The following is a 21,320-nucleotide window of genomic DNA, read 5'->3' as shown; positions in this document are numbered from 1 at the left end:
GCGACTGGCGGTGGTCGGCACCGTCCGGAGGAGAGGCCCTGCCCCTCGGGCGCAGACAGGACCACGGCCGCCGGGGCGGCGCTCTCCGCTCACCCCCGGCGGCCGGCCCCTACGCACCCGCTGCGCGGCAACCGACGGGCCCGTGGACACCTCGATGCCTGCTGATCTCGTTGAGCCCGCACTGGCAATCGTGTTGGCCGGCGGCACCGAACTGTCAGTGCGGCTGGTGTCCGCTCGGCTGTAGCAGGGAGTTGAACGTGCAGGACATTGATGTCGACCCCGTTGCCCACAATCGGGCAGCATGGGACAAGTGTGTCCAAGAGGGCAACGAGTGGTCGAGGCCGGTGAGTGCCGAGGATGTCGAGCGCGCCCGCATGGGCGACTGGTCGATTGTCCTCATCGGGCGTGAGCCGGTCGACCGCTCCTGGCTGCCGGCGGACCTGGCCGGCAAGGACGTGTTGTGCCTGGCCTCCGGCGGTGGCCAGCAGGGTCCGATCCTCGCCGCCGCAGGGGCACGGGTCACCGTATTCGACAACTCACCCCGCCAGCTCGGCCAGGACCGGATGGTGGCTGCGCGCGACGGGCTCGAACTGCACACCGTCCTGGGCGACATGCGCGACCTCGGCGCCTTCGGTGACGCGACGTTCGACGTCGTGTTCCATCCGGTCTCCAACCAGTTCGTACCGGACGTGGCACCGGCATGGCGTGAATGCTTCCGCGTCCTGCGGCCGGGCGGAACTCTGCTCGTGGGCTTCCTCAACCCTGATGTGTACTTGTTCGACCACGAGGCGCTCGACGAGCGCGGCGAGCTGATCGTCGTGCACAAGCTGCCCTACAGCGACGTCGCGCAGTACTCCGCCGAGGAACGCGCCGCGAAGTTCGGCGCGGATGCCCCTCTTGAATACAGCCACACCCTCAACGACCAGATCGGCGGGCAACTCGCCGCGGGGTTCGTCCTCACCGGCTTCGCGGAGGCGCCGCACCAGTCCAACGCATCCGCCCCATACATGTCGAACTATTTCGCCACGCTGGCGGTCAAGCCGGGCTGACCCGGCCGTGGGACCGGCCGAGACGGCCGCGTCGCCGAATGGCCAAATGGAGCGCTGTGCCGGCCCGCCCCCACTGGCTTCGCCGATCCCCTATCGGCCGATGGTGCTCCAGTCGGCGGGGGCGGGCGGCACCGAGCGGCCCGCGGCGTGCTCGCGGAGCCGACGGGTCACTTCCGGCAGGTCGTACGCCGGGAAGCTCACCTGGAGAAGCTGCAGGCGGAACTGCGACGGCAGCTCCGCCCGGAACATCGCCACGTCCATCGGCCTGACCGTCACGTCCCACGCGTCCGGAGCCGCCCAGTGCGTTGTCCGCACGTAGAACGCGTCCCGAAGCCCGGCGTTCGTCACGGCCGAGAGGAAGGCCAGGCCGCTGTCCACAGGAAAGTCGATGAGCGTCCAGCCGCGCCTGGACTCCACCCACTCCGCCATGTGCGGCAGCTTCTCCGGCCAGTCCGTGTTGCTCTCGCCTACGTCCTGGCAGCAGGTGAAGGTGTCGAACCCGCACTCCCACATCGCCTGAATCGCGGGTGCGAGCTGTTCGTCGATCTGTGCGTACCGGTCCCCCACTCGGACGGGAACCGTGGGGTGGGTGCCTTCATAATCCGTCATCGGGCGAGCATAGGAGCGGGGTACGACAAGCCCTCGGCGCTTGAGGGTGCCGAACGCGGGGACGAGGTCGCTGCGGAAGTGGTCGCGGTAGCGCGCGCCATGGTGGTCGGCCCAGCTTCGGCCTCACGACCGGCGCCGCCTGGCTGGACGGCTCGCCGCGAAGGCCGCGCTCGGCGACGCACTCCGCCGGGGTCGCCTCCCCGCGCCCCAGCCGCTCCCCCGGTCGTGCGCCGACCGCCGCCGGAACGGCGGGCCTGGACAGCGGAGGAGGCCGCACACTTCCTCAGACGCACGAAAGGCCGCCCTCTCACGAATGAGAGAACGACCTCCGACCTGCGTTTCCGCACGGTCGGGACGACAGGATTTGAACCTGCGACCCCTTGACCCCCAGGAGTAGAGGTCATCCCTTTTGTCTGCACATACAGCTAGAAATTAGGGAGCATGGCGCGCGGCGACGTGCGTGCCGTTCAGGTGTGCGGACATCGTGTGGTCCCCAACTGGTCCCCATAGGGCATGTTCAGTTGGCCAGCGATCGCCGCAACAGCAGGCCGAAACCGCACAAGGGTGACTCGTCCGACAGATGTGTCTGTCGGACGAGGGTGGGGCGGCCGGGCTCTCGGAATCCGACCGTATCCGGGACATCAGAACGGGGGAGGGTGGCGAGGTCGGTGGGATGTCGCTTCAGTGGGCGGGGAGACGGAGACAGGTGAAGTCCTTCGTGGTGAGGACACCAAGGAGGTCCTCGCCCGCGAGGGCAACGGCGTCCGCCCTGGCACCGAAATGGACACGGAAGGCTACTCGATCGGCATCGGCGTCCAGGAAGGTCAGGCTCTGGTCGGGGCGGACGACGAGTGCGAGGCGGCGGCCGTGCACGGTGAGCAGCCGGAGGATCGGGTAAGCCCGGCGGTGGCTCATGTCCTCGTAGCGCCACAGCGGCTTGCCCGAGAGGGCGTGGAACACCGAGATTCCCCCGTCGAGCAGGGCACCGATCACCGGTTCGCCGCGCCACAGGCCCAGGTGATGGCCATTCGGTGGAGGGACGGCGGACCCGAGCAGAGAGAAACGGGGTGCGCCATCCGGGAAGGAGTGGACCTGGATTTCACCGCCTTGTGCGTGTGGCACCGCGGCAAGCAGGTTTCCCTCGTGTTCGACGTACTGCACCGGTGCCCCGTTGCCGTGCGTGCTCCACTGCCCGATCAGCTCTCCGTCCAACGACCATGCTCTGAACCAGTCTGTGTGCGGGCCGACGATCACGTCCTTGCCCTGGAGCCGGCCGAGTCCTGGTGTCAGACGGTTCGGGAGCCGCAGGTCACGCGGGTCTTTGTCGAGGAAGGTCACATGGGTCGGGCCCCGGAGCACGTCCCGCCAGCTGTATCGCAGGGGTGGCAATTCCGGGTGGCCCACTGTGCGGTGATTCGAGGCCGCGTGCCCGCGCGGAGGAGTCACATCGTCCCCCGTGACAGCGTCGAGGAACCTGTCGAGGACGAAGAACGACTGGCGGCCGCGTACTGACCGGCGCTCAGGGTGGGCCACAGCCGATCGTGGTGCTTCCGCCGGCTCGGCGGACCCGTCGGTGAACGCAGGGTCCACACCCTCGGAGCGGGGGTGTCGCCCTGCCAGGACAGGACGTGATGTCCCTGGGCGTCTGTCCGGACCCACTGCGGGTCGTCCATCCAGGGTGGTGAACCGGCGGCCCAGGGTTTCGACAACCCTCGGTCGGGTACCGACGAGGAGCCGTACACACGGGATCTCCGCAAGGGGTGCGGGAGCACCGAGGCGATGTGTTCGGCCTCGCCGCCCCCGCCGTCGCCGCTCGCGGTGCCCGCCTCGTCCAAGGCGTCGATCACGAGGACGAGCGGTTCGGACCGCTGTGCCAGAGCATGCAGCAGTTCTTCCCGACCGGTGCCGCCCGGCATCCCGGCCGCGTCCGCGACCGCCGCGACCAGGTCGGACAACAGTTTGTGACGGGCGTGGATCGCCGCGTGGATACGCCCCTTCTCCTGGAAAACGCCGAGAAGCCACTCAAGGTCTCGTGGATCGGACAGGCCGGTCAGTTCGCTCAGGTCGGGCCGCCGGGTAACCTCGGAGTTCTCCACGACAAGGCGGCCGAGCAGTGCGGACTTACCCACGCCGGGGCTGCCGGTCACCACGAGTTGACGCTGGGCACTGAACACCGCCCGGCGTGCCGGATGTCCGCGGTCACCATTCTGTGCATGACGTACTCGTCGTCCTCCTCCTTCCCGTTCCGTTCACCCACGCTGTCAGGGCTCGCAACGCTTCATGCCGCCCGGTGAAGTACATCCCCCGCTCGGCGGCCCATTCGGCTCCCCGACCCCGTGGTCCGAAGTGGCTGACCAGTTCCTCCCGTCGCCGTCGCCCTTCCGCGCCAAGCGCGACGCGTTGCTCGGAGAGGTCGACGCCCTCCGCCGGAATGTCCTGTGCGTACCGGGGGTTCGGGAACAGCGGGACCTCGTCGCCGCACAGGGTGCCGAAGGTCGCGTGCTGGCCGGGGCTGCGTTCGGCGAGCAGGTCGTTGACCCGGTCGACGACCTGCTCCACGAACAGCTGGCGCCGGCGCGGGCCACCGAGGGTCGGGTCGTCGACGGCGTCGCGCAGGGCCTCGGCGAAGGCGCCGTCCGCGGCAAGTTCGAGTGGCCGGGCGGCGGCGATGACGGAGAACGACGCGAGGCGGTGCTGGTCAGCCTCGCGCGTCGCGGTCAGGCTGCGGGCCAGTTCGCGAACGGCATCAACGGAGCCCTGACCGGCGTAGCAGGTGTCGATGATCAGCAAGAGGCGCCGCAGGCCAGTCTCCGTCACGATGCCGACGACGTCCTCGGTGGCCAGGGCCGTGTCCTTGAGGCGCCCGGGGCGGCTGTCCCTGCACAGGAGGTAGTGGCGGTCGTCGGCGCTGCGATCGCCGTGGCCTGTGTAACAGAGGACCAGAGTGCCCTCGCCGCGGTCGTCGGACTCGACCCAGTCGGCCAGCTCCGTGCGCAGTCCCTCGGTCGTGCAGTCGGAGATCCGGCGCGCGGTACCGTAACCGAGCCGGGACAACACTCCGGCCATGACGTCGAGGTCTAGGGCCTGTCCGATGGGTCGTGGCCAGCGTGACTGAGTAAAGATGGCGCCCATGGCCTTCTGGTCCGTCTCAGCCGGCGAGCTGTACAGCGTTGACGCCGAACCCCTTGCCCTCACGATTGGGCAGCTTTCGGAGTCATGGGAGCACGTGACGCATCTGCTTGCTCGCCAGGATCGGGCCGTGGGTTACCACTTAGTGTGGCTCGCGGACGTGATGCGGGCGATGGGCCAGGACATTCCTTAACGGCCCTGTCCTCCGGGGAGCTGCCGCGAAGTGAAATTAGCTCTCTGTAGCAAAGCTGGGGGGCTTGTCCGGGCTGGCCGGCCCACGCAGCGGCGAGCCGGCCACGGTCTGACGAAGACGACGACGAGGACGAGGCGTCTTCAGTCAGGTGATGGCCGGCTGCCCGCTGGAGGGCTGCGTCAGTTCAGTTGCGTTCAGCCGTCACGGTGCTCCAGTCCTGCCGTGCTGCCCACTGTGCGAAGGGCGTCGTGGTCAGGCCGTAGGCGGCGGCGTGGTGGGGGCGTGCGGGATAGCCGACACGGTCGTTCCAGCGGTCGCCGAACGCTGCGGATACACCGCTACGCTGCGTCTTCTCTCCCAGGGAGATGAAGTCGGTGGTGATCTCGCGGCCGGTGGCCTGGGAGAGGACGTCGGCCATCTGCGGGTAGGTCAGCGCATCGCCGGCGAGGTCGACCTCGGCCTCGTGGAACCTGTCGGGTGCGGCGACGGCGGCTGCCACGGCGGCACCCAGGTCGTCGGCGCAGATGAGCGCCAGCTCGGTCTGCGGGCTCATGGCGGTGACCAGCTTGCCCTGAGGCAGCTCGGGGGCCATGTACTCCCGGCGGGGCAGGAGGAAGTTCTCCATGTACCAAGCGGGCTTGAAGATGGTCCAGCGTTGCAGCCCTGAGCGCCGGATCGCTTCCTCGGTCTCTTCCTTCTGGTCCCAGTACTCCTTCATCACCGGATCGTTGATCTCGAAGTCCGGGTGCTGGGCACGCCACCTGGTCGCCGACACCGACGTGTGCAGGAGCTGGGTGATGCCGACTCGCTGGGCCGCGGTGACGATGTTGCCGGCCTGGCGGCTCTCGGCGGGGTCGGCCGGGTCGATACTGGCCAGCTGCACCGAGAAGACCGCGTCGTGTCCGGCACCGGCCGCTTCCAGGGAGGCTGCGTCCTCCAGATCCCCGGTGGCCAGGACGGCACCCCGTGCGGCCAGGGCCTGCGCGGGAGCCGAGGAGGGTTTGCGCACCAACGCGGTGACGGGGTGTCCCGCGCGCAGGAGCGCGCGGGCGACAGCGCCGCCCTGCATTCCGGTCGCCCCGGTGACCAGCACCTTGGCCTTGTCGTTGGATGTCATGGTGAGCCTTCTTTCGGTTGATCGTGTTCTCTGGGGTCCGGGCACGGGACTGTCGGACTCGGCACGGCATCGCCGAGCCGGCCGGGACTGAAGTGGCCGGGGTTCTGGGGTCTCGGCTTAGAACACGAGCACGGGCCGTCCCCGCACCCCGCCTTCCTCGATGAGCCTGTGCACTTCGGTGACCTGTTCGAGCGGGTAGGTCCCCGCGACGCGGAGCGTGAGGACACCAGATTCAGCCTGGTCGCGCAGCCGCGTCAGAGTCGCTGTGTCGCGGATGCGGTCGTAGACGAAGACGGGGAACCAGCTCACGCCCCGGTCGGGGGCGCCGGTGAACCCCTTGAAGGTCGCGATGGCGCCACCGTCGCGTACCGCCGCGGCCACCGCCTCGCCCACCGAACCGCCGTCTATGATTCCGTCCGCGCCGTCGGGGCGCAGCCGGCGGACCGTGTGGGGGAAGTCGTCTCTGCGGGGGAGTACGTGGTCGGCGCCCAGGTTCGTGACGAGGTCGCGGTCCTTGTCCGCTGCGTCGGCGATGACCGTCAGCCCGGCCGCCTTGGCCAGCTGCACGGCGTAGCCGCCGATTCCGCCGGCGGCGCCGGTGACTGCCACCGTCGCTCCCGGGGCCAGGGCCAGCGCGTCCAGGCCCATCTGCGCGGTCAGCGCGGCCATCAGCAGGGTCGAGGCCGCCGTCAGGTCGACGCCCTCGGGTGCGCGGACCACCGATTCCGCCGGCACGACCACGTACTGTGCCTGTCCGCCCTGGTCCAGCTTCGGCTCCGTGACCGCTACCACCTCGGTGCCCAGGGCCAGCTCCGGACGTGCTCCCTCTCCGACCTCGTCAATCGTCCCGGCGATCTCCCACCCCACGACGTACACGTCCGAGGGCGGGTTCATCTCCGGGCTGTACTTGGCGGAGAGCCCGGTGCGGATGTTGACGTCGGCCGGATGGACGGCGGCCGCGGCCACCTTGATCCGTACCTGCCCCGGTCCCGCGTGCGGTTCGGGCAGCTCCAGCACCCGCATGACCTCGCGGCCGCCGAACTCGGTGAAACCTACGGCCTTCACTGCGCCACCTCACTGTCGGAATCGAGCACCCCCAACCCGAGACGTAGATGTTCCGGGTATTCAGTGACGTTAACAGCCCGGCTATACTCGAAACAAATCGGTCCTAGTTCGCGAGGAGAGTCCCATGCCACAACCCGGTGGACAGCTGCGGCGGCCTTCCGGCCTCTCCGGACCGCCCCGCGATCCCGCCCGGGACGCCCGGATCCTGCGCGCGGCGACGGAGCTGCTCGCCGAGGGCGGTTACCCGGCCATGACCATGGACAAGGCCGCGGCGCGGGCCGGGGTGGGCAAGGCGACCGTGTACCGCCGCTGGCCCTCGCGCGCCGAACTCGCCGCGGAGGCCCTCAGCCATGCCGGACTCACCGACGACGTCATGCCGGTCATCCTCGGCAGCGGGCACCTGCGCGACGAACTCCTCGCCACCCTGGCCAGCGCCATCGGTAGCCAGGACACCTCCCGGGTGGACCTGGTCTCGGCCCTGCTGGACACGGCGCGCCAGGAGCCGGAGCTGTGCAGCCTTATCCGCGTGCGCTACGTCGAGTCCCTGCACCAGGCACTGGCCGGCGTGCTGGACCACGCGGCACAGCGTGGCGACCTGCCCTCCCGACCCAACCACCCCCAGGACGGACACACGATCGCGGTCTCCGCCGCCATCGCCCTCCTCGTCCACTGGGGAGTCGTTCACGATCGCCCGATCAATAGCGAGGACATCGCACAGATCGTCGACGGCGTTCTCATACCCCTGCTCCGATAGCCCTTGGACCACGCCGTGCATGGGCACGCCAGTGAGCGGTGACGTCGACTGCGACGCGGCGTCGGCTCCACACCGTGCTGCGGCGCCGCGCGGGCGGCGAGTCCGTCGAGCAGATTCCGCCCGACCTGTTCATCCCCACCGGCAAGCGCAAGGCGTACCCCGAAGCCGTCGCCCAGGCCCACGCCGACTTCGACGCCCTACGGGCCGACGGCATCCCCGGGCCCGCCCCGCACCGTCTGACCGAGCGTCACTCTGATGACAGAGAGCTACTTGTCACTTCGCGGCAGCTTCGGGAGACAGGGCCTTAACAGGGCTGCTGACGCGTCACGAGCGGAGCCATAGGCGGAGCGAGGCAACGGTCACCGTTCCGTGGAAGACGTAGGCACGCTTGTCGAAACGGGTGGCTACGGCCCGGAAGCGCTTGAGTGCATTGAACGTCCGCTCTACTTCGTTGCGGCGTTTGTAGATCGACTTGTCAAAGCCGGTAGGCCGACCACCCGCGCTGCCACGGCGCTGGCGATTGGCCCGCTGGTCCGTGCGCTCGGGAATGGTGTGCTTGATCTGACGCCGCCGCAGATACCGGCGGTTCTGACGGGATGAGTACGCTTTGTCGCCGCCCACGTGATCAGGGCGCGTGCGCGGACGTCCACCACTGGTGCGTGGGACACGGATGCGTTCAAGGGTCGGGATCATCTGCGGAGCATCACCCCACTGGCCTGGCGTTAGCAGAAATGCGAGCGGCCTGCGGCCGCCCTCGCTAGCCAGGTGGATCTTGCAGGTTAGCCCGCCCCGAGAACGGCCCAGAGCTTCATCGGAACGATGCTCAAACGGCTGGCCAGGGCGACTTGGAATACGCGGCGCTGCAGCACGGGCACCGGCGGCGTGCTGGTGGGCACGACAGGAGGTCGAGTCCACGCTGACCATGCTCCAGTCGATCCGTCCGTCTACATCAGCGTCGGCCTGAACGGCCCGCAGGATCTTCTCCCATGTGCCGTCCCCTGACCACCGCCGATGCCTGTCATGTACCGTCTTCCATTTCCCGAAGCGCGCTGGAAGATCGCGCCAAGGAATCCCGGTCCGTTGCCGGAAGAGAATGCCGTTGATCACCCTGCGGTGACTCTTCCAGCGACCGCCCCGCCCTACGTTCATCGGCAGATGCGGCTCCAACCGAGCCCACTCCTGATCCGACAGATCACCTCGCCCCACGCCTCTCGGAACGATTCTCAGGCGGACGGGTCACCCGACCCATCGGACAGGACCTAGGTCGACGTACGGCAGTTGATCGAGGTGTTCGTACTCCCGGTTTTCCGCGACGAGCGCCCACCGGGGTACGGCGGCATCCCCCATCGCACTCCCCCGACCAGGCCCTCGGTTATGGCGGCACCGGTTTCGGCGGCCGTGAGGTGGTGTTCGAGGGCGTGGGCCCGCCAGCCGTTGTCGACGAGGACGTCATCGACCGCTCTTGTCGGGTCCGGGAAGAGAGGGGCAAGTGTCACGCCGACCGCGTCTGGTCGACGAGGAAGCGCAGTTCGACCGGGCAGTGCGAGTCGGGACGCTCCACCAACCCTGACCCGCCGCCAAAGACGAAGAAGACCTTCGCCCGGCAGCTCATCGACCGCCTGCACCGCCGGCGCGAGGACATCCTGCGCTTCCTGCACGACCTGACGGTGCCCTCACCAACAACCAGGCCGGGCAGGATATCCGCATGGCCAGAATCCAGATGAAGGTCTCCGGCGGCTGGCGCACCCTCGACGGCGCCAACCGATGGTTGCTGGTGCGTTCCCACCTCTCCACCGCCCGCAAACACGGCCTCAACCCCGTGACCATCCTCCACGACCTCTTCGCCGGAAACGTCTGGCTACCACCTGCTCACGCGTAATCAAGCACCTGAGTAGTCACATCGCCGAGAGCTCGTATCAGGTGACGAAGGCGCGGCTCGACACCGTAGGGGCGCTGATCGCGTGGGGCGGGAAGTACGGTCGCAGCGTCCTGGACATCGCGGCCGGTGGCCTTGCCGCGTGCCCGGGCTGTAGTTCGTCATCGCGGGGGCCACGAAGCCGGATCAGGTGAGGGCCAACGCGGCGGCCGGGGAGTGGATTCCCACCGCTGAAGAGCTCAGGGAGATCCTGGAACCGCTGTAGAGCTGTCGGGCCCGCGGGCTGAGGCCGGGTCGCCAAGGACGGGAAGTGGAAGAGGGGCAGCCGGTCCTTGTTCACGGCGACGAAGCCCCGGGGCCGGATCGAGGGCGGCGGCGTTCGCCGGCGCGCGGTGTGCGCATGTGGCTGAAGTCATTACGGCCGATCAATGTTCCAGCCGTGTAAAGCGGCAGGTGATCATCTGCGGACCTTGGAACCAACGGAATCGCAAGAGCGCACTTCGAGTCGTTGATCCTGTTCGGCGCAGACATGTCATGCGTTCTCCTGGGAAGATCGCCGCACCGCACAGCCGCTCTCCAGGAATCGCTTCGCAGCCCAGAGGAGTACGAGTGACGAGCGACAGACGTCCGAACAGAACCTTCTTCCCCGTAGGACGCGATCCACTGCGCAACCGCGCTGCGACCGGTGCGCTGGTGCTCACCGCGGCACTGCTCGCCGTGGCACTTCCGGTCTCCGGAGTGAGTGCCGAGCCCCACCCCGACCCGGCCAAGCCCGTGACGATCACCGCGAAGCCGAGGCCGGGCGCGCAGCCCGTCCAGCTCACCCCCGCCCAGCGCGGCAGCCTGCTGAAGTCCGCGAAGCAGGCCGGTGCGTCCCTGGGTGACGCGCTGAAGCTGGGTGCCAAGGAGGAACTGCTGCCGAAGGACGTCCTCAAGGACGCCGACGGCACCGTGCACACACGGTACGAGCGCACGTACGCGGGGCTCCCGGTCCTCGGCGGCGATCTGATCGTCCACCAGCGGTCCGGAAGCCGGACCGTCACCAAGGCCACGGACGCGGCGATCGCTGTGCCCACCACCAAGGCCACCCTTCCGGCGGCGACTGCCGCGAAGTCCGCGCTGAAGGCCGCGGACGGTGAGGGCACGCTCGACACCGAGCAGGACGGCGCCCCGCGGCTCGTCGTGTGGGCGGCCGACGGGAAGCCCGCCCTTGCCTGGGAGACCGTCGTCACCGGCGTCCAGGACGATGGCACCGCCAGCGAGCTGCACGTCGTCACCGACGCCGTCAGTGGCAAGACGCTGCGCGAGTTCGAGGGCGTTCGGACCGGCACCGGCACCGGTCAGTTCAGCGGTGAGGTCAACATCTCCAGCGCCCGGGGCACCGACGGGCTGTTCGAGCTGAACGACACCCAGCGCAATCACAGGACCTACGACCTCGGGCACCGGACATCCGGCACCGGCACCCTGTTCACCGACGCCGACGACGTCTGGGGCGACGGCACTCCGGCCGACGTCCAGACCGCGGCCGTGGACGCCGCCTACGGCGCCGGGAAGACCTGGGACTTCTACCACGACCGGTTCGGCCGTAACGGAATAGCCAACGACGGACGCGCGGCCTACTCCCGCGTCCACTATGGCAACAACTATGTCAACGCCTTCTGGCAGGACAGCTGTTTCTGCATGACCTACGGCGACGGAACGGGCAACGCGGCCCCGCTCACCGCCCTCGATGTCGCCGCCCACGAGATGTCCCACGGCGTCACCGCGTCGACCGCCGACCTGATCTACAGCGGCGAGTCCGGTGGCCTCAACGAGGCCACCAGCGACATCCTGGCCACAGCCGTGGAGTTCTACGCGGACAACCCCGACGACACCCCCGACTACGAGGTCGGCGAACTCATCGACATCAACGGCGACGGCACCCCGCTGCGCTACATGGACAAGCCCTCGAAGGACGGCCGTTCGCAGGACTTCTGGTCGCGCACGACCAAGAACCTCGACGTCCACTACTCCTCAGGTCCGGCCAACCACTTCTTCTACCTGCTCGCCGAGGGCAGCGGTGCCAAGACCGTGAACGGTGTCGCCTACGACAGCCCGACCGCCGACGGTTCGGCCGTCCCCGGCATCGGCCTGCACAACGCCACCAACGTCTGGTACCGGGCACTGACCACGTACATGACGTCCAGCACCGACTACGCGGGCGCCCGCGTGGCGACGCTCCAGGCCGCCGCCGACCTGTTCGGCCGGTCCAGCGAAGCCTACGAGGCGGTGGGCAACACCTGGGCCGCCGTCAACGTCGGCTCCCGCTTCGTCGATCACATCGCGATCACCCCGCCGAGCGATCAGGAGGCCGCAGTCGGCCAGCCCGTCACGGCTCGGATCAGCGCCGACACCAGCCGGGCCGCAGGTCTGATCTACTCGGCCACCGACCTGCCCGGCGGACTGTCCATCGACTCCGCCACCGGCGTCATCTCCGGTATCCCGACCGCGGTGGGTGACTTCACACCCACGGTCACAGTCGACGTCAGCGGCCAGAAGGACACCGCCTCGACAACGTTCTCGTGGACCGTCATCCCGTCCGGCGGCGACTTCTTCGTCAATCCCGGAAACGTGGACATCCCCGACCACGGCAGCGCGGTGACATCCCCGCTCATCGTGTCCGGCCGCCCCGGCAACGCGCCCAGCGCGCTCCAGGTCACGGTGGACATCATCCACACCTACCGCGGTGACCTGGTCATCGACCTGGTCGCACCCGACGGCACGGCCTACCGGCTGAAGAACGTCGGCAATGACTCCGGCGACGACATCCACACCACGTACACCGTGGACGCCTCCGCCGAACTCGCCGACGGTACCTGGCTGCTGAGGGTGCAGGACATGTACTCGCTCGATGCCGGTTACATCGACAGCTGGAAGCTCACGTTCTGATCCTCCGGTGACCCATTGCCGGTGAACGCCCGGCGTTCCGTAACGACGACGGTACTCTCTTCTCTTCGCGCCTCATCCGGGCTGACCGGGTGGGGCGCGTCGCAGCCCGTGCCGGGGGCAACCGGCGAGCGCCCGGGACCATGTGGGCGCAGGTGGCGGGAGCCTCGGGCACGGGCCTGTACGCGGCGAACTCCCACCTGCTCACCCACCATGAGCACGCTGCGCAAGCCGGCCCCTGCCGGGCCGGTCCTCTGCTGTTCCGGCGGGCCTGAGAGCCCGGCACCCAGAAGAGATCGGCACCCCCGCCCATGCACTGTCGAGCGGGCGACGCCCACGAGGCCAGGCGTTCGCCCGGTGAGCGGACGGAAAACCTGCCGGCCGTGTGCTGTCCACCTCCGAACTGCGATAAAGCGGATCTCGCACGGGCCACCAACCTTTCTGGTGGCAGGTGATGCGTCGGTAGTCCATGGAAAGGCGCCCCGCTTCCTGCGGGGAGATGCAGTTGCAAGGCATGCCCGGCGCTCCATGAGGGAGACCCCCGGTCCCGTCGTTCAGGGCCGGGGGTTTTCCGTCAGGCCGGCGGCATCAGCGCAGGGAAGGGCCGACCGTTCTTGCAGTAGGAGCCATCCGTGAACCTCGCAGTTGATCCGCGACCGGCGGGTCCGATCGTTCAGGTCGCCGTAGCTGCGAAGGACGGGATCGCCGTCACCCTCTGGCCCCGTCCGGCCCGGGCGGAAGGCCTCTCGTGGCGTCGACGGTCGAGCCGATGTTCAGTCGATGCCGCGAACCCTGCTCCACGTTGCCGCGTTCCTGCGCGGATGCGCACACCAGCCCCCCTCCGTCCGGCTGTCGCACGCACCGCCCCTTTCCTGTCGGCGCTCGCCGCGACCGCTCTGCTGCTCACCGGCTGCGGGACGGAGCGCGCCGACGCCGGGAGCCCCGACGCCGGCGCGGCCGAACCGCCGTCCCGTACGCAGGCCGATGATCCGGGCAAGGACGGCGTACGGATCACCTCGCTGGCCCTCCCGTCGGCTTCCCTCTCACCCACCGGCGGCCACTTGGTCTCCGCGGACAGCCTCGCTACGGACTCCGGGGTCATTGCCACCTACGAGGTCACCAACGAGGGCACCGAGACCCTGACCTACTACTCGGGTGCTCGAAGTGGCGAAGGTCCCCGCGAGCGAGGCGCCGGCCGAACCAGGCGCGTGCCCCACCTCCGGGATCCAGGTCAGCGCCGACGACGGCGACGCGGCCATGGGACTGCGCGTCGTGGGCCTGCATCTCGACGACTGCGGCACACGCGATTACACCGTCATGAACTTCCTTCGCAGGAAGGGTACTTCGATCACTGATGCCCGCCGAGCAATCGCACTCGCCCCGCACACCGCCCCGCTCGACCTCTTCGACATCCCCAGCGACCCGCACGTTCACACCTGAAATTCGACCTTGCGACAGCCCTGATCCCCGACGCGCGGCTGCGCCCGGGGTGGTGACGCCACCCCGGGCGCAGCCGAGTGCAAGGTCCGGATCTACCGGTTCCGGGTTACCGGGTGGTGTTGTAGGCGCGGTCGATCGTCTGGACCAGGGTGTTGCCGGCGCGGTCGGTCATCTTGGCTCGCAGGGAGACGGAGCCCGCCTCCGCCGGGTGCTTCAGTGACAGGTGCGTGCCGTCGACGGCACGGGTGGGCTGCCAGGTGGCGCCCTCGTCGTAGGAGACTTCGAAGGCGAGCTTCGCGGGAAGCTTGCCGGCTGCTGCGCCCTCGACGGTGAAGGGAACCGCGAACTGCTTGCCCGCCTCCGCCGTGCTGGACAGGCTCAGTTCCGGAGAGAACCGGATCACCGACAGCGGCAACTTGGTGAAGCCGTCCTCGGAGGTCGTGGCGGAGCGGAAGGTCCACTCCGCCTTGACGCGGGTGCTGACCGGATACACCGCGGGATCACGGGAGCTTTCCACGGTCAGCTTGTACGTGCTGGCCTTGGCGGGAACGGTGTACTCAGTGACGCCGTCGGTCGGCGAAGTCTCGAAGTCGTCGGCGATCTCCTTGCCGTCCGCCAGGAGCGTGCTCTTCCCCGAAGTGGTGTCGGAGATGCCCCAGTGACCTGCGCCGTCGCCGAACAGCGGCAGGTAGGCCCTGATGACATTGCCGTACCGCCCGACACCGGGGTACAGGACTTCCGGTCCGGGGTCCGTGGGACCGTTCAGGGTCGGGCCGAAGACGCCGACGTCGAACCGCTCGGTGTAGTTCTGTCCGCCCTGCCAAGTCCTCGGCATTCTCATCAGAAACTGCTCGGAGCGCGTCTCGCGGCCCTCGCCCGTGGTCTGCCACATACGCAGGGACCACTTGACGCCGTTGTCGAGGATGTACTCGGTGGTGCGCACCGGCAGGGCTCCCCTCTGGCTGTTGAGGCCCACGACCAGGTCCCCGTCGGCCGTGTGGGGAGACACCTCGAACTGGCCCGTCCGGCCGTCGGCGGGTGTGCCCGCCAGGAGGTCGACCTCGGCGAGCTGATCCTGCTCGACCTCGGCGGCGAAGCCGCCCAGCCGGCCGCTGCGGTTCCAGCCCAGGTGGTAGGTGACCGGCCGGCCCTCGTCGCCCTGCCGTGTCCAGTCACCGGCGAACAGGGTGGATGTCCTGTCCGCGGGCAGGTCGGGCCCGAGCTGCCCGAACCCCGTGCCCTCGAAGGTGGGCGCGAGGTATTCCAACCTGCCCTCGCGCTGCCCCTCGGCCCGGGCGTAGGTGTAGTTCAGCATGGCTGTGGTGTTCTTGGCCGCGGCGTCGGGCACGGTGATGTCCACCGGCCGTGCCTTCCGGGCGTCGACGGAGACGCTGGTGTCCTTGTCCAGGCTCAGCTTCGGCTGCACCAGTACGGCGTGGGTGGTGGACTCGTCCGATGGGTGGATCAGCCCGTTGAGACTGTAGTCGTCCTTGGGCAGCCGGACCGTGAGCTCGCCGTCCTCCTCGGCGGCGTAGGTCCCGTAGAAGTCGTTGCTGAAGCTCACGACATCGGTGACGGCGTCGTCGGTCGGCTCGCCGTTCTCGTCGATGTGCTTCAGCGTCAGATCGTACGACTCGATCTCGCGCTCAACGCCGACGGCGGAACGCACCTGGACCTTGCCGTCCTTCGAGATGGCCTCCACCGAGCCGCCGAAGGAGCCGTCGGCACTACCGGCGCGGGTGTCCGCCGTCACGTCGGCCGTCGCCTCGCCACCCGCCGGCACGGTGAGTTGCGGAGGCGACACGGCGAACATGCCCTCGGCCGCGGGCTTGCCGTCGACCGAGAACGCCTCGACGGACAGGTCCAGGGTGACCGGCTCCGCACCGAGGTTGCGGTAGGTCAGCTTCTTGGTCACCGGCTTGTCGTCGGTGTGCGGCCACTGCTGTTTGCCGAAGTCGATCGGCTTCTGCTCGGTGACGACGCTCTGCTCGATCGCACGGACCAGGTCGGTGCGGCCGGTGCCCTGCTGGAAGGAACTGTACGAGCCCGGCTTCGCGGAGCCGGTGAGGACCGCCTTGAGCCGCTCCCCCGTCCAGTCGGGATGCTGCTGGGCCAGGATGGCAGCGGCGCCCGCGACATGCGGGGACGCCATGGAGGTGCCGTCGATGGTGAGGTAGCCGGGTATGTCGGAGGGGATTTCGTCCGCCAGGACACTGCCGGCGGCCGCAGCGGCCGTGATGGCGACACCGGGCGCAGTCAGGTCGGGCTTGACCCCGCTGTCGCCGACGCGGGGGCCACGGCTGGAGAAATCGGCGAGCTGCTCGGACTTGTCGACCGCGCCCACGGTGAGCGCCGCATCGGCGCTGCCGGGCGAACCGACGGTTCCCTCGCCGTCCCTACCCTCGTTGCCGGCCGCGATGACGAAGAGCGTGTCAGACTCGGCGGAGAGCCGGTTGACCGTCTCCTCCAGCGGGTCGATGCCGGGCGTGTCGACGCCACCGAGGCTGAGGTTGACGACATCGGCGCCCTGCGCCACCGCCCACTCCATGCCCGCGATGATGCCGGAGTCCGAGCCGTAGCCGGCGTCGTCCAGGACCTTGCCGTTCAGGAGCTTCGCACCCGGGGCGACGCCCTTGAACTTGCCGTCCGACCCGGCTCCCGTACCAGCCGTGATGGATGCCACATGGGTGCCGTGGCCGAACTTGTCAGCAGTACCGGAGGGGGAGTCGGAGAAGTCCCGCTCCTCGATCACTCTGCCCGCCAGGTCGGGGTGGGTGGTGTCGATCCCGGTGTCCAGTACGGCGACCTTGGTGCCGGTGCCGTCGAACCCGGCGGCCCAGGCCGTCGGCGCACCGATCTGCGGGACGCTCTTGTCGAGGCTGGCCTTGCGCCTGCCGTCCAGCCACATTTTCTCGACAGCGGCTGAGTCGGTGAACTCCGCCGATCCGTCAGCCCTGCGGGCGGCGCCGGAGTCGGTCACGGCGTCCCAGAAATCGGCGCCGCGCTTCTTCACGGGACGCACCGCATGGCCGTTGACGACCGGAAGGGCCCGGCCGACACGCGCACCAGCCCCGGTGAACGCACTCATCGAGGGCGCCTTCTTGCCCCGGAACGTGACGATCAGTGGCAGATCGGAGCGGCCGGCATCGTCGTAGCCGTCCGCCAGCAACTGGGTCACGTCGAAAAGCCTGACGTCCAGCTTGCCTTGCGCCAGCAGCAACTGCGCATCACCAGGCACTACGTGGGTGTGACCCCCGACCATCCGGACCGAGAACGGCATCCGCTCCCGGCCCTTCGCCCGCTCCACCCCGGCGACCTTGCCGGCCCCGTCCAGTCGGACCCGGTCGCCGGTGACCAGTGTCACCGTCTTGACTTCCCGGTCCTTGCCGACGCCGCTCACGCCCTCGGAAAGCGTCCTGAAACTTCCGTCGGGCTGCTCACCGGACGGCGCGGCCTGGGCCGCACCGCCCGGGAGGCCGGCCAGCAGAAGGGCCGTGGAGACCGCTCCCGCGGCCACGGCCGAACGAAAGAATCTTGCGCTCAACTCCACTTGAACTCCTGACATTTGGAATCGGGCAGGAGCCGTCAGCGACGCCGTTAACCCCGGCGCCCTGCCCATTCCGTTCAACGGCTCGCTTTAGAGACGGGGTGGCCCTCCATCAGGTTGGTCTCGACAGTCGCAAATTTACTGACGGATCGTCATATAGGTGGCCGCCGGGATCTGCGCGTGGCCCGCCATCGGCAGCCGTGGTGGCCTCTGGCGAATGGCCATGAACATCGCCAGAATCAGCGCACTCACGACGCCGAAGGCAACCTGGCCGCGGTGTGGGTATGTTGATGAGTGAAAGCTGCACGGAACGACGAAGCTCCTGGTAGACGGATTCTCGGCCCAAGGCCACCCGTTTCCGACCTGGGACGTGAGATCGTCAGATCCCCACTGCGGGTCGCGGATCGGCGCCGACCAGGGCTACGCGAGCAGGTGGTCTCCACCAACAAGCCGCGCCGGGCTTCGCGCTTCCCAAGGGCCGAAAGGTTCGAGACGTGCCGTGCCCCTGCCTAAGAGTGTGGCCCGGAGCATCCAGTGGCACATGGAACTCTTCGCGCCAGTGAGCGACTCTGTCGGGGATCTTGGGGTTTTAAGGACGCCGTCCTTGATTGCTCGGGACACTGCGGGAGTTCGTTCAAGTCCCGCTCATGTCTCCCGAGGTGATCGGTGTCAATCCGTCCTCGACCTGGTGCGGAGGTCCCGGCGCTCACCGTGCGCATGGCCCGTGCCAGCAACCCTCGTGGCACCACTGCGATGTGGGTCCGCGACCACCTCGACGGGTTGTGGCGTGATGAGGACTTCGCCTCCTGGTATTCCCGCGATGGCCGTCCCGGCCTTTCGCCCGCCCAACTGGCCACCGTGTGCGTGCTCCAGTTCCTGTTCAACCTTTCCGACCGGCAGGTCGCCGAGGCGGTGCGCTGCCGTATCGACTTCAAGTACGCCCTGGCCATGGAGTTGGACGACCCGGGCTTCCACCACAGCGTCCTGACCGACTTCCGCGACCGCCTGCGCGAGGGCGATCGAGCTGACAGCCTTCTCGACCTGGCCCTGGAGCGGATGCGGTCTGCCGGGCTACTCAAGGAGCGCGGACGGCAGCGCACCGACTCCACTCAGGTCTTGGCCGCCGCCCGCGAGCTGACCCGCCTGGAACTGGTTCTCGAAGCGGTACGCGCCGCGCTGGAGGAAGCGGCCCGGTGTGCTCCAGAGGTCCTCGACGAGCTGGTGAATGCTGACTGGGCCAAACGTTACGGCCGCCCGGTGCGTCTGGCGAGCCAGCCCAGCCACCCCGCCACCCGCCTTAAGCAGGCCGGGGCCGACGCCCGTCGGCTCCTGGAACACCTCCCGCCCGCCACACGCGGACCCCGCTCCGAGGCCCTGCGGCAGATCATGGTGCAGAACTTCCTCATCGACACCCGCGGCAACCTCCGGTCCCGCGGCGACAGAGACGGACAGCCCCGCGGAGCACTCAGGATCATCTCGCCCTACGACCCCGAGTCCCGTCGGGCGATACGGGGCAACACTCGCTGGAGCGGCTACCTGGTTCACGTCACCGAGACCTGCGACGCCAACGACAGCGTCAATTTGATCACTGATGTGGCCACCACCATCCCGACCAGGGACAGTCAGGCCATGCCCGGCATCCATGCCCGGCTCCACTCCCGCCGGCTGCTGCCCGCCGAGCACCTCGTCGACGGCGGCTACACCTCCGCGGCCCTGCTCGACCGCTCAGCCCGGGACCATCAGGTCCAGCTCGTCGGCCCGGTCAAGGCGTCCGGATCCTGGCAGGAGAAACAGCAGACCGGCTTCACCCGGAAAGCCTTCAGCATCGATTTCGACCGCCGCCGCGTCATCTGCCCGAACGGAGAGACCAGTGACCGCCGGTTCGAACCACCTGCCATGGCTCCTTACGCGGTGGTCCGCTTCGCAGCCCGCCAGTGCGATCCCTGCCCCGACCGGTCCCTCTGCGCGAGGGGCGCCTCAGCACGCACAGTGAACTTCCTCCCCCGTCACCTGCACGAACTCCAAGCCCTCAACCGCACCGACCAGCACGATTCCCAGTGGCGACGCCGCTACGCGGCCCGCTCCGGCGTTGAGGGCACCATCTGTGAATTCGTCAACGGACACCGGGCGCGCCGTAGCCGCTACCACGGCGTCGCCAAGACCCACGTGCAACACGTTCTGACCGCCATCGCCATCAACCTCGAACGCCTCGCGACCCACGCGCCTCCAGCCACCGACCACCCGCGACCACTCACAGCATTTCAGCTCTACCTCGACGCACGGGACCTGACCTGGGAAAGCTGGTGGCGACAAGGCAAGTGACCCCCGAACATCCAAGATCCCCGACAGAGTCGCTCATGGACCTCGCCCTGCGCGGCTTGGAATTGAGAACACTCGACCCCTACCTGTCAGGCTGGCGGATGCGTGTCGTGCCCGCCCTGGGCCACGTCGCGGTCCGGATGATCACCAACGGCGCTGTCGACCGCACCGTGCAGAACTGCATCGCCGACGAGCTCAGCCGCTCAACGGTCAAGAACACCATCGCCGTCCTGGTCCGTGTCATGGAGCAGGCAGTGCGCGACGGCATCACCAAGGTGAACCCCGCCCGGGTGGCCGGCTGGCAGAAGCTCTACAAGCAGGCCGAGGACGAACTCCTCGACCCACGCGCGCTCGCCCTGCCCGACTGGGAAACACTCCTCGCACTGGCCGACGCGCTCGTGGCAGCCTCCCACGACGAGTACCGCGGCTGTGGAGACGTGGTCACCTTCGCCGCGTGCACCGCCGCACGGATCGGGGAGATCTCCGGCTGCCGCGTCGGAGACATCGACACCACCCAGTGGATCTGGACCGTGCGGCGTCAGACCACACCCGCGCCCGGCGGGCTGACCGACAAGGGCACCAAGGGCAAGCGGGCCCGCAAGGTTCCTATGGTCGAGGAGATCCGCCCCCTCGTCGCCCAGCGCATCCTGTCCGCCGGCCCCAACCCGGACGCCCGCCTGTTCACGGGCCCGCGCGGCGGGCGTATCTCCACCTCCGTCCTGCGCGACGCCACACACTGGGACGACGTGGTCACCAAGCTCGGCTACGAGCATCTGCGCCGCCACGGCCTCCGGCACACCGGACTGACCTGGTTCGCCGACGCCGGGGTCCAAGTGCACGTCCTCCGCAGAATCGCCGGCCACGGTTCACTGACCACCACCCAGCGCTACCTTCACCCGGACGTCCACAAGATCACGGCCACCGGGGCGGCGCTCTCGGCCCACTTCAACGTGCTCCGCGCACCACGCTCACTCCCGAGCCCCATCGTCATGACCCGCTGACCCGGTCAAGGACGCCGGACCTCCATCTGGTCCCCAACTGGTCCCCAAAAATGATCAAGGGCCGGTTTCGGATTGCTCCGAAACCGGCCCTGACCTCGACTCTCACGAGTCGGGACGACAGGATTTGAACCTGCGACCCCTTGACCCCCAGTCAAGTGCGCTACCAAGCTGCGCCACGTCCCGCTGCCCGTCTGACCTGGGGTTTCCCCCTGGCTGAACGCGCATGAGAACAATACCGCACTTCAACCGGTGGTCACGAACCCCTTTCGCCGCTTGACCTCAACCGCGCTTGATGT

Annotated in this window: 15 protein-coding genes, 1 tRNA gene and 1 pseudogene; 7 read left to right on the top strand and 10 right to left on the bottom strand. The window is 68.5% G+C overall.

The features are described 5' to 3' along the window. Positions 1 to 257 precede the first annotated feature (257 nt). Complete coding sequence (locus ABT025_RS16160; RefSeq protein ID WP_350994339.1) at positions 258 to 1,049, top strand: class I SAM-dependent methyltransferase; 792 nt, start codon at positions 258 to 260, stop codon at positions 1,047 to 1,049. A 90-nt stretch (positions 1,050 to 1,139) separates the two neighbouring features. Here ABT025_RS16160 and ABT025_RS16155 read toward each other — a convergent pair whose 3' ends face one another. From ABT025_RS16155 to ABT025_RS16130, 6 genes are all read right to left on the bottom strand, one after another. Continuing rightward, positions 1,140 to 1,658, bottom strand: coding sequence for a hypothetical protein (locus ABT025_RS16155; RefSeq protein WP_350994337.1), 519 nt, complete (start codon positions 1,656 to 1,658; stop codon positions 1,140 to 1,142). Between the two features lie 681 nt (positions 1,659 to 2,339). Further along, positions 2,340 to 3,047 carry a hypothetical protein gene (locus tag ABT025_RS16150; protein ID WP_350994335.1) on the bottom strand — a complete coding sequence of 236 codons (708 nt, stop codon included), beginning with the start codon at positions 3,045 to 3,047 and terminating at the stop codon, positions 2,340 to 2,342. Positions 3,048 to 3,100: 53 nt separating this feature from the next. Further along, positions 3,101 to 3,808, bottom strand: a complete 708-nt coding sequence (locus ABT025_RS16145) for a P-loop NTPase family protein (RefSeq protein WP_350994333.1) — start codon at positions 3,806 to 3,808, stop codon at positions 3,101 to 3,103. Between the two features lie 49 nt (positions 3,809 to 3,857). Then, on the bottom strand, positions 3,858 to 4,790 hold the full coding sequence (locus ABT025_RS16140) for a caspase family protein (RefSeq protein WP_350994331.1): 933 nt from the start codon (positions 4,788 to 4,790) through the stop codon (positions 3,858 to 3,860). A gap of 374 nt (positions 4,791 to 5,164) precedes the next feature. Beyond that, complete coding sequence (locus tag ABT025_RS16135) at positions 5,165 to 6,097, bottom strand: NmrA family NAD(P)-binding protein (protein WP_350994329.1); 933 nt, start codon at positions 6,095 to 6,097, stop codon at positions 5,165 to 5,167. 117 nt (positions 6,098 to 6,214) lie between these two features. Then, positions 6,215 to 7,162 (bottom strand): NADP-dependent oxidoreductase, encoded by a 948-nt coding sequence (locus ABT025_RS16130; RefSeq protein ID WP_350994327.1) that lies wholly within the window; start codon positions 7,160 to 7,162, stop codon positions 6,215 to 6,217. Between the two features lie 124 nt (positions 7,163 to 7,286). On the opposite strand from ABT025_RS16130, the gene ABT025_RS16125 reads away from it, so the two are divergent. Next, the gene (locus ABT025_RS16125; protein WP_350994325.1) at positions 7,287 to 7,916 is read left to right on the top strand and encodes a TetR/AcrR family transcriptional regulator; all 630 of its coding nucleotides are present in this window, start codon (positions 7,287 to 7,289) and stop codon (positions 7,914 to 7,916) included. 324 nt (positions 7,917 to 8,240) lie between these two features. Here ABT025_RS16125 and ABT025_RS16120 read toward each other — a convergent pair whose 3' ends face one another. After that, entirely contained in the window at positions 8,241 to 9,122 is an 882-nt protein-coding gene (locus ABT025_RS16120; protein ID WP_350994323.1) for an IS5 family transposase, read from the bottom strand. Between the two features lie 53 nt (positions 9,123 to 9,175). Further along, positions 9,176 to 9,412 (bottom strand): hypothetical protein, encoded by a 237-nt coding sequence (locus ABT025_RS16115; protein WP_350994321.1) that lies wholly within the window; start codon positions 9,410 to 9,412, stop codon positions 9,176 to 9,178. Between the two features lie 209 nt (positions 9,413 to 9,621). On the opposite strand from ABT025_RS16115, the gene ABT025_RS16110 reads away from it, so the two are divergent. The 3 genes and pseudogenes from ABT025_RS16110 to ABT025_RS16100 all read left to right on the top strand — a co-directional run. Then, positions 9,622 to 9,795 (top strand): hypothetical protein, encoded by a 174-nt coding sequence (locus ABT025_RS16110; RefSeq protein WP_350994319.1) that lies wholly within the window; start codon positions 9,622 to 9,624, stop codon positions 9,793 to 9,795. Positions 9,796 to 10,401: 606 nt separating this feature from the next. After that, complete coding sequence (locus ABT025_RS16105) at positions 10,402 to 12,720, top strand: M4 family metallopeptidase (RefSeq protein WP_502971956.1); 2,319 nt, start codon at positions 10,402 to 10,404, stop codon at positions 12,718 to 12,720. Between the two features lie 818 nt (positions 12,721 to 13,538). Next, positions 13,539 to 14,043: pseudogene (locus ABT025_RS16100) on the top strand (DUF4232 domain-containing protein); the annotation flags it as partial. Positions 14,044 to 14,263: 220 nt separating this feature from the next. Here ABT025_RS16100 and ABT025_RS16095 read toward each other — a convergent pair. After that, complete coding sequence (locus ABT025_RS16095) at positions 14,264 to 17,722, bottom strand: S8 family peptidase (protein WP_502971955.1); 3,459 nt, start codon at positions 17,720 to 17,722, stop codon at positions 14,264 to 14,266. A gap of 699 nt (positions 17,723 to 18,421) precedes the next feature. Here ABT025_RS16095 and ABT025_RS16090 point away from each other — a divergent pair. Both ABT025_RS16090 and ABT025_RS16085 read left to right on the top strand, forming a co-directional pair. After that, positions 18,422 to 20,026, top strand: a complete 1,605-nt coding sequence (locus ABT025_RS16090) for an IS1182 family transposase (RefSeq protein WP_350994315.1) — start codon at positions 18,422 to 18,424, stop codon at positions 20,024 to 20,026. A gap of 35 nt (positions 20,027 to 20,061) precedes the next feature. Then, positions 20,062 to 21,024, top strand: a complete 963-nt coding sequence (locus ABT025_RS16085) for a tyrosine-type recombinase/integrase (protein WP_350994313.1) — start codon at positions 20,062 to 20,064, stop codon at positions 21,022 to 21,024. Positions 21,025 to 21,133: 109 nt separating this feature from the next. Here ABT025_RS16085 and ABT025_RS16080 read toward each other — a convergent pair. Continuing rightward, positions 21,134 to 21,207 (bottom strand) — tRNA-Pro (locus ABT025_RS16080). Positions 21,208 to 21,320 lie beyond the last annotated feature (113 nt).

It is taken from the genome of Streptomyces sp. NPDC002809 (assembly GCF_040295435.1).
Classification (GTDB): domain Bacteria; phylum Actinomycetota; class Actinomycetes; order Streptomycetales; family Streptomycetaceae; genus Streptomyces.
Note: the sequence above shows the minus strand (reverse complement) of the source record. Positions and strands in the feature narration are given on the sequence as shown.

Coding starts and splice junctions, on each gene's coding strand:
- ABT025_RS16135 (WP_350994329.1), bottom strand. CDS start 6,097: ATGACATCCAACGACAAGGCCAAGGTGCTGGTCACCGGGGCGACCGGA.
- ABT025_RS16140 (WP_350994331.1), bottom strand. CDS start 4,790: ATGGGCGCCATCTTTACTCAGTCACGCTGGCCACGACCCATCGGACAG.
- ABT025_RS16085 (WP_350994313.1), top strand. CDS start 20,062: ATGGACCTCGCCCTGCGCGGCTTGGAATTGAGAACACTCGACCCCTAC.
- ABT025_RS16090 (WP_350994315.1), top strand. CDS start 18,422: ATGGCCCGTGCCAGCAACCCTCGTGGCACCACTGCGATGTGGGTCCGC.
- ABT025_RS16155 (WP_350994337.1), bottom strand. CDS start 1,658: ATGACGGATTATGAAGGCACCCACCCCACGGTTCCCGTCCGAGTGGGG.
- ABT025_RS16095 (WP_502971955.1), bottom strand. CDS start 17,722: ATGTCAGGAGTTCAAGTGGAGTTGAGCGCAAGATTCTTTCGTTCGGCC.
- ABT025_RS16110 (WP_350994319.1), top strand. CDS start 9,622: ATGGCCAGAATCCAGATGAAGGTCTCCGGCGGCTGGCGCACCCTCGAC.
- ABT025_RS16125 (WP_350994325.1), top strand. CDS start 7,287: ATGCCACAACCCGGTGGACAGCTGCGGCGGCCTTCCGGCCTCTCCGGA.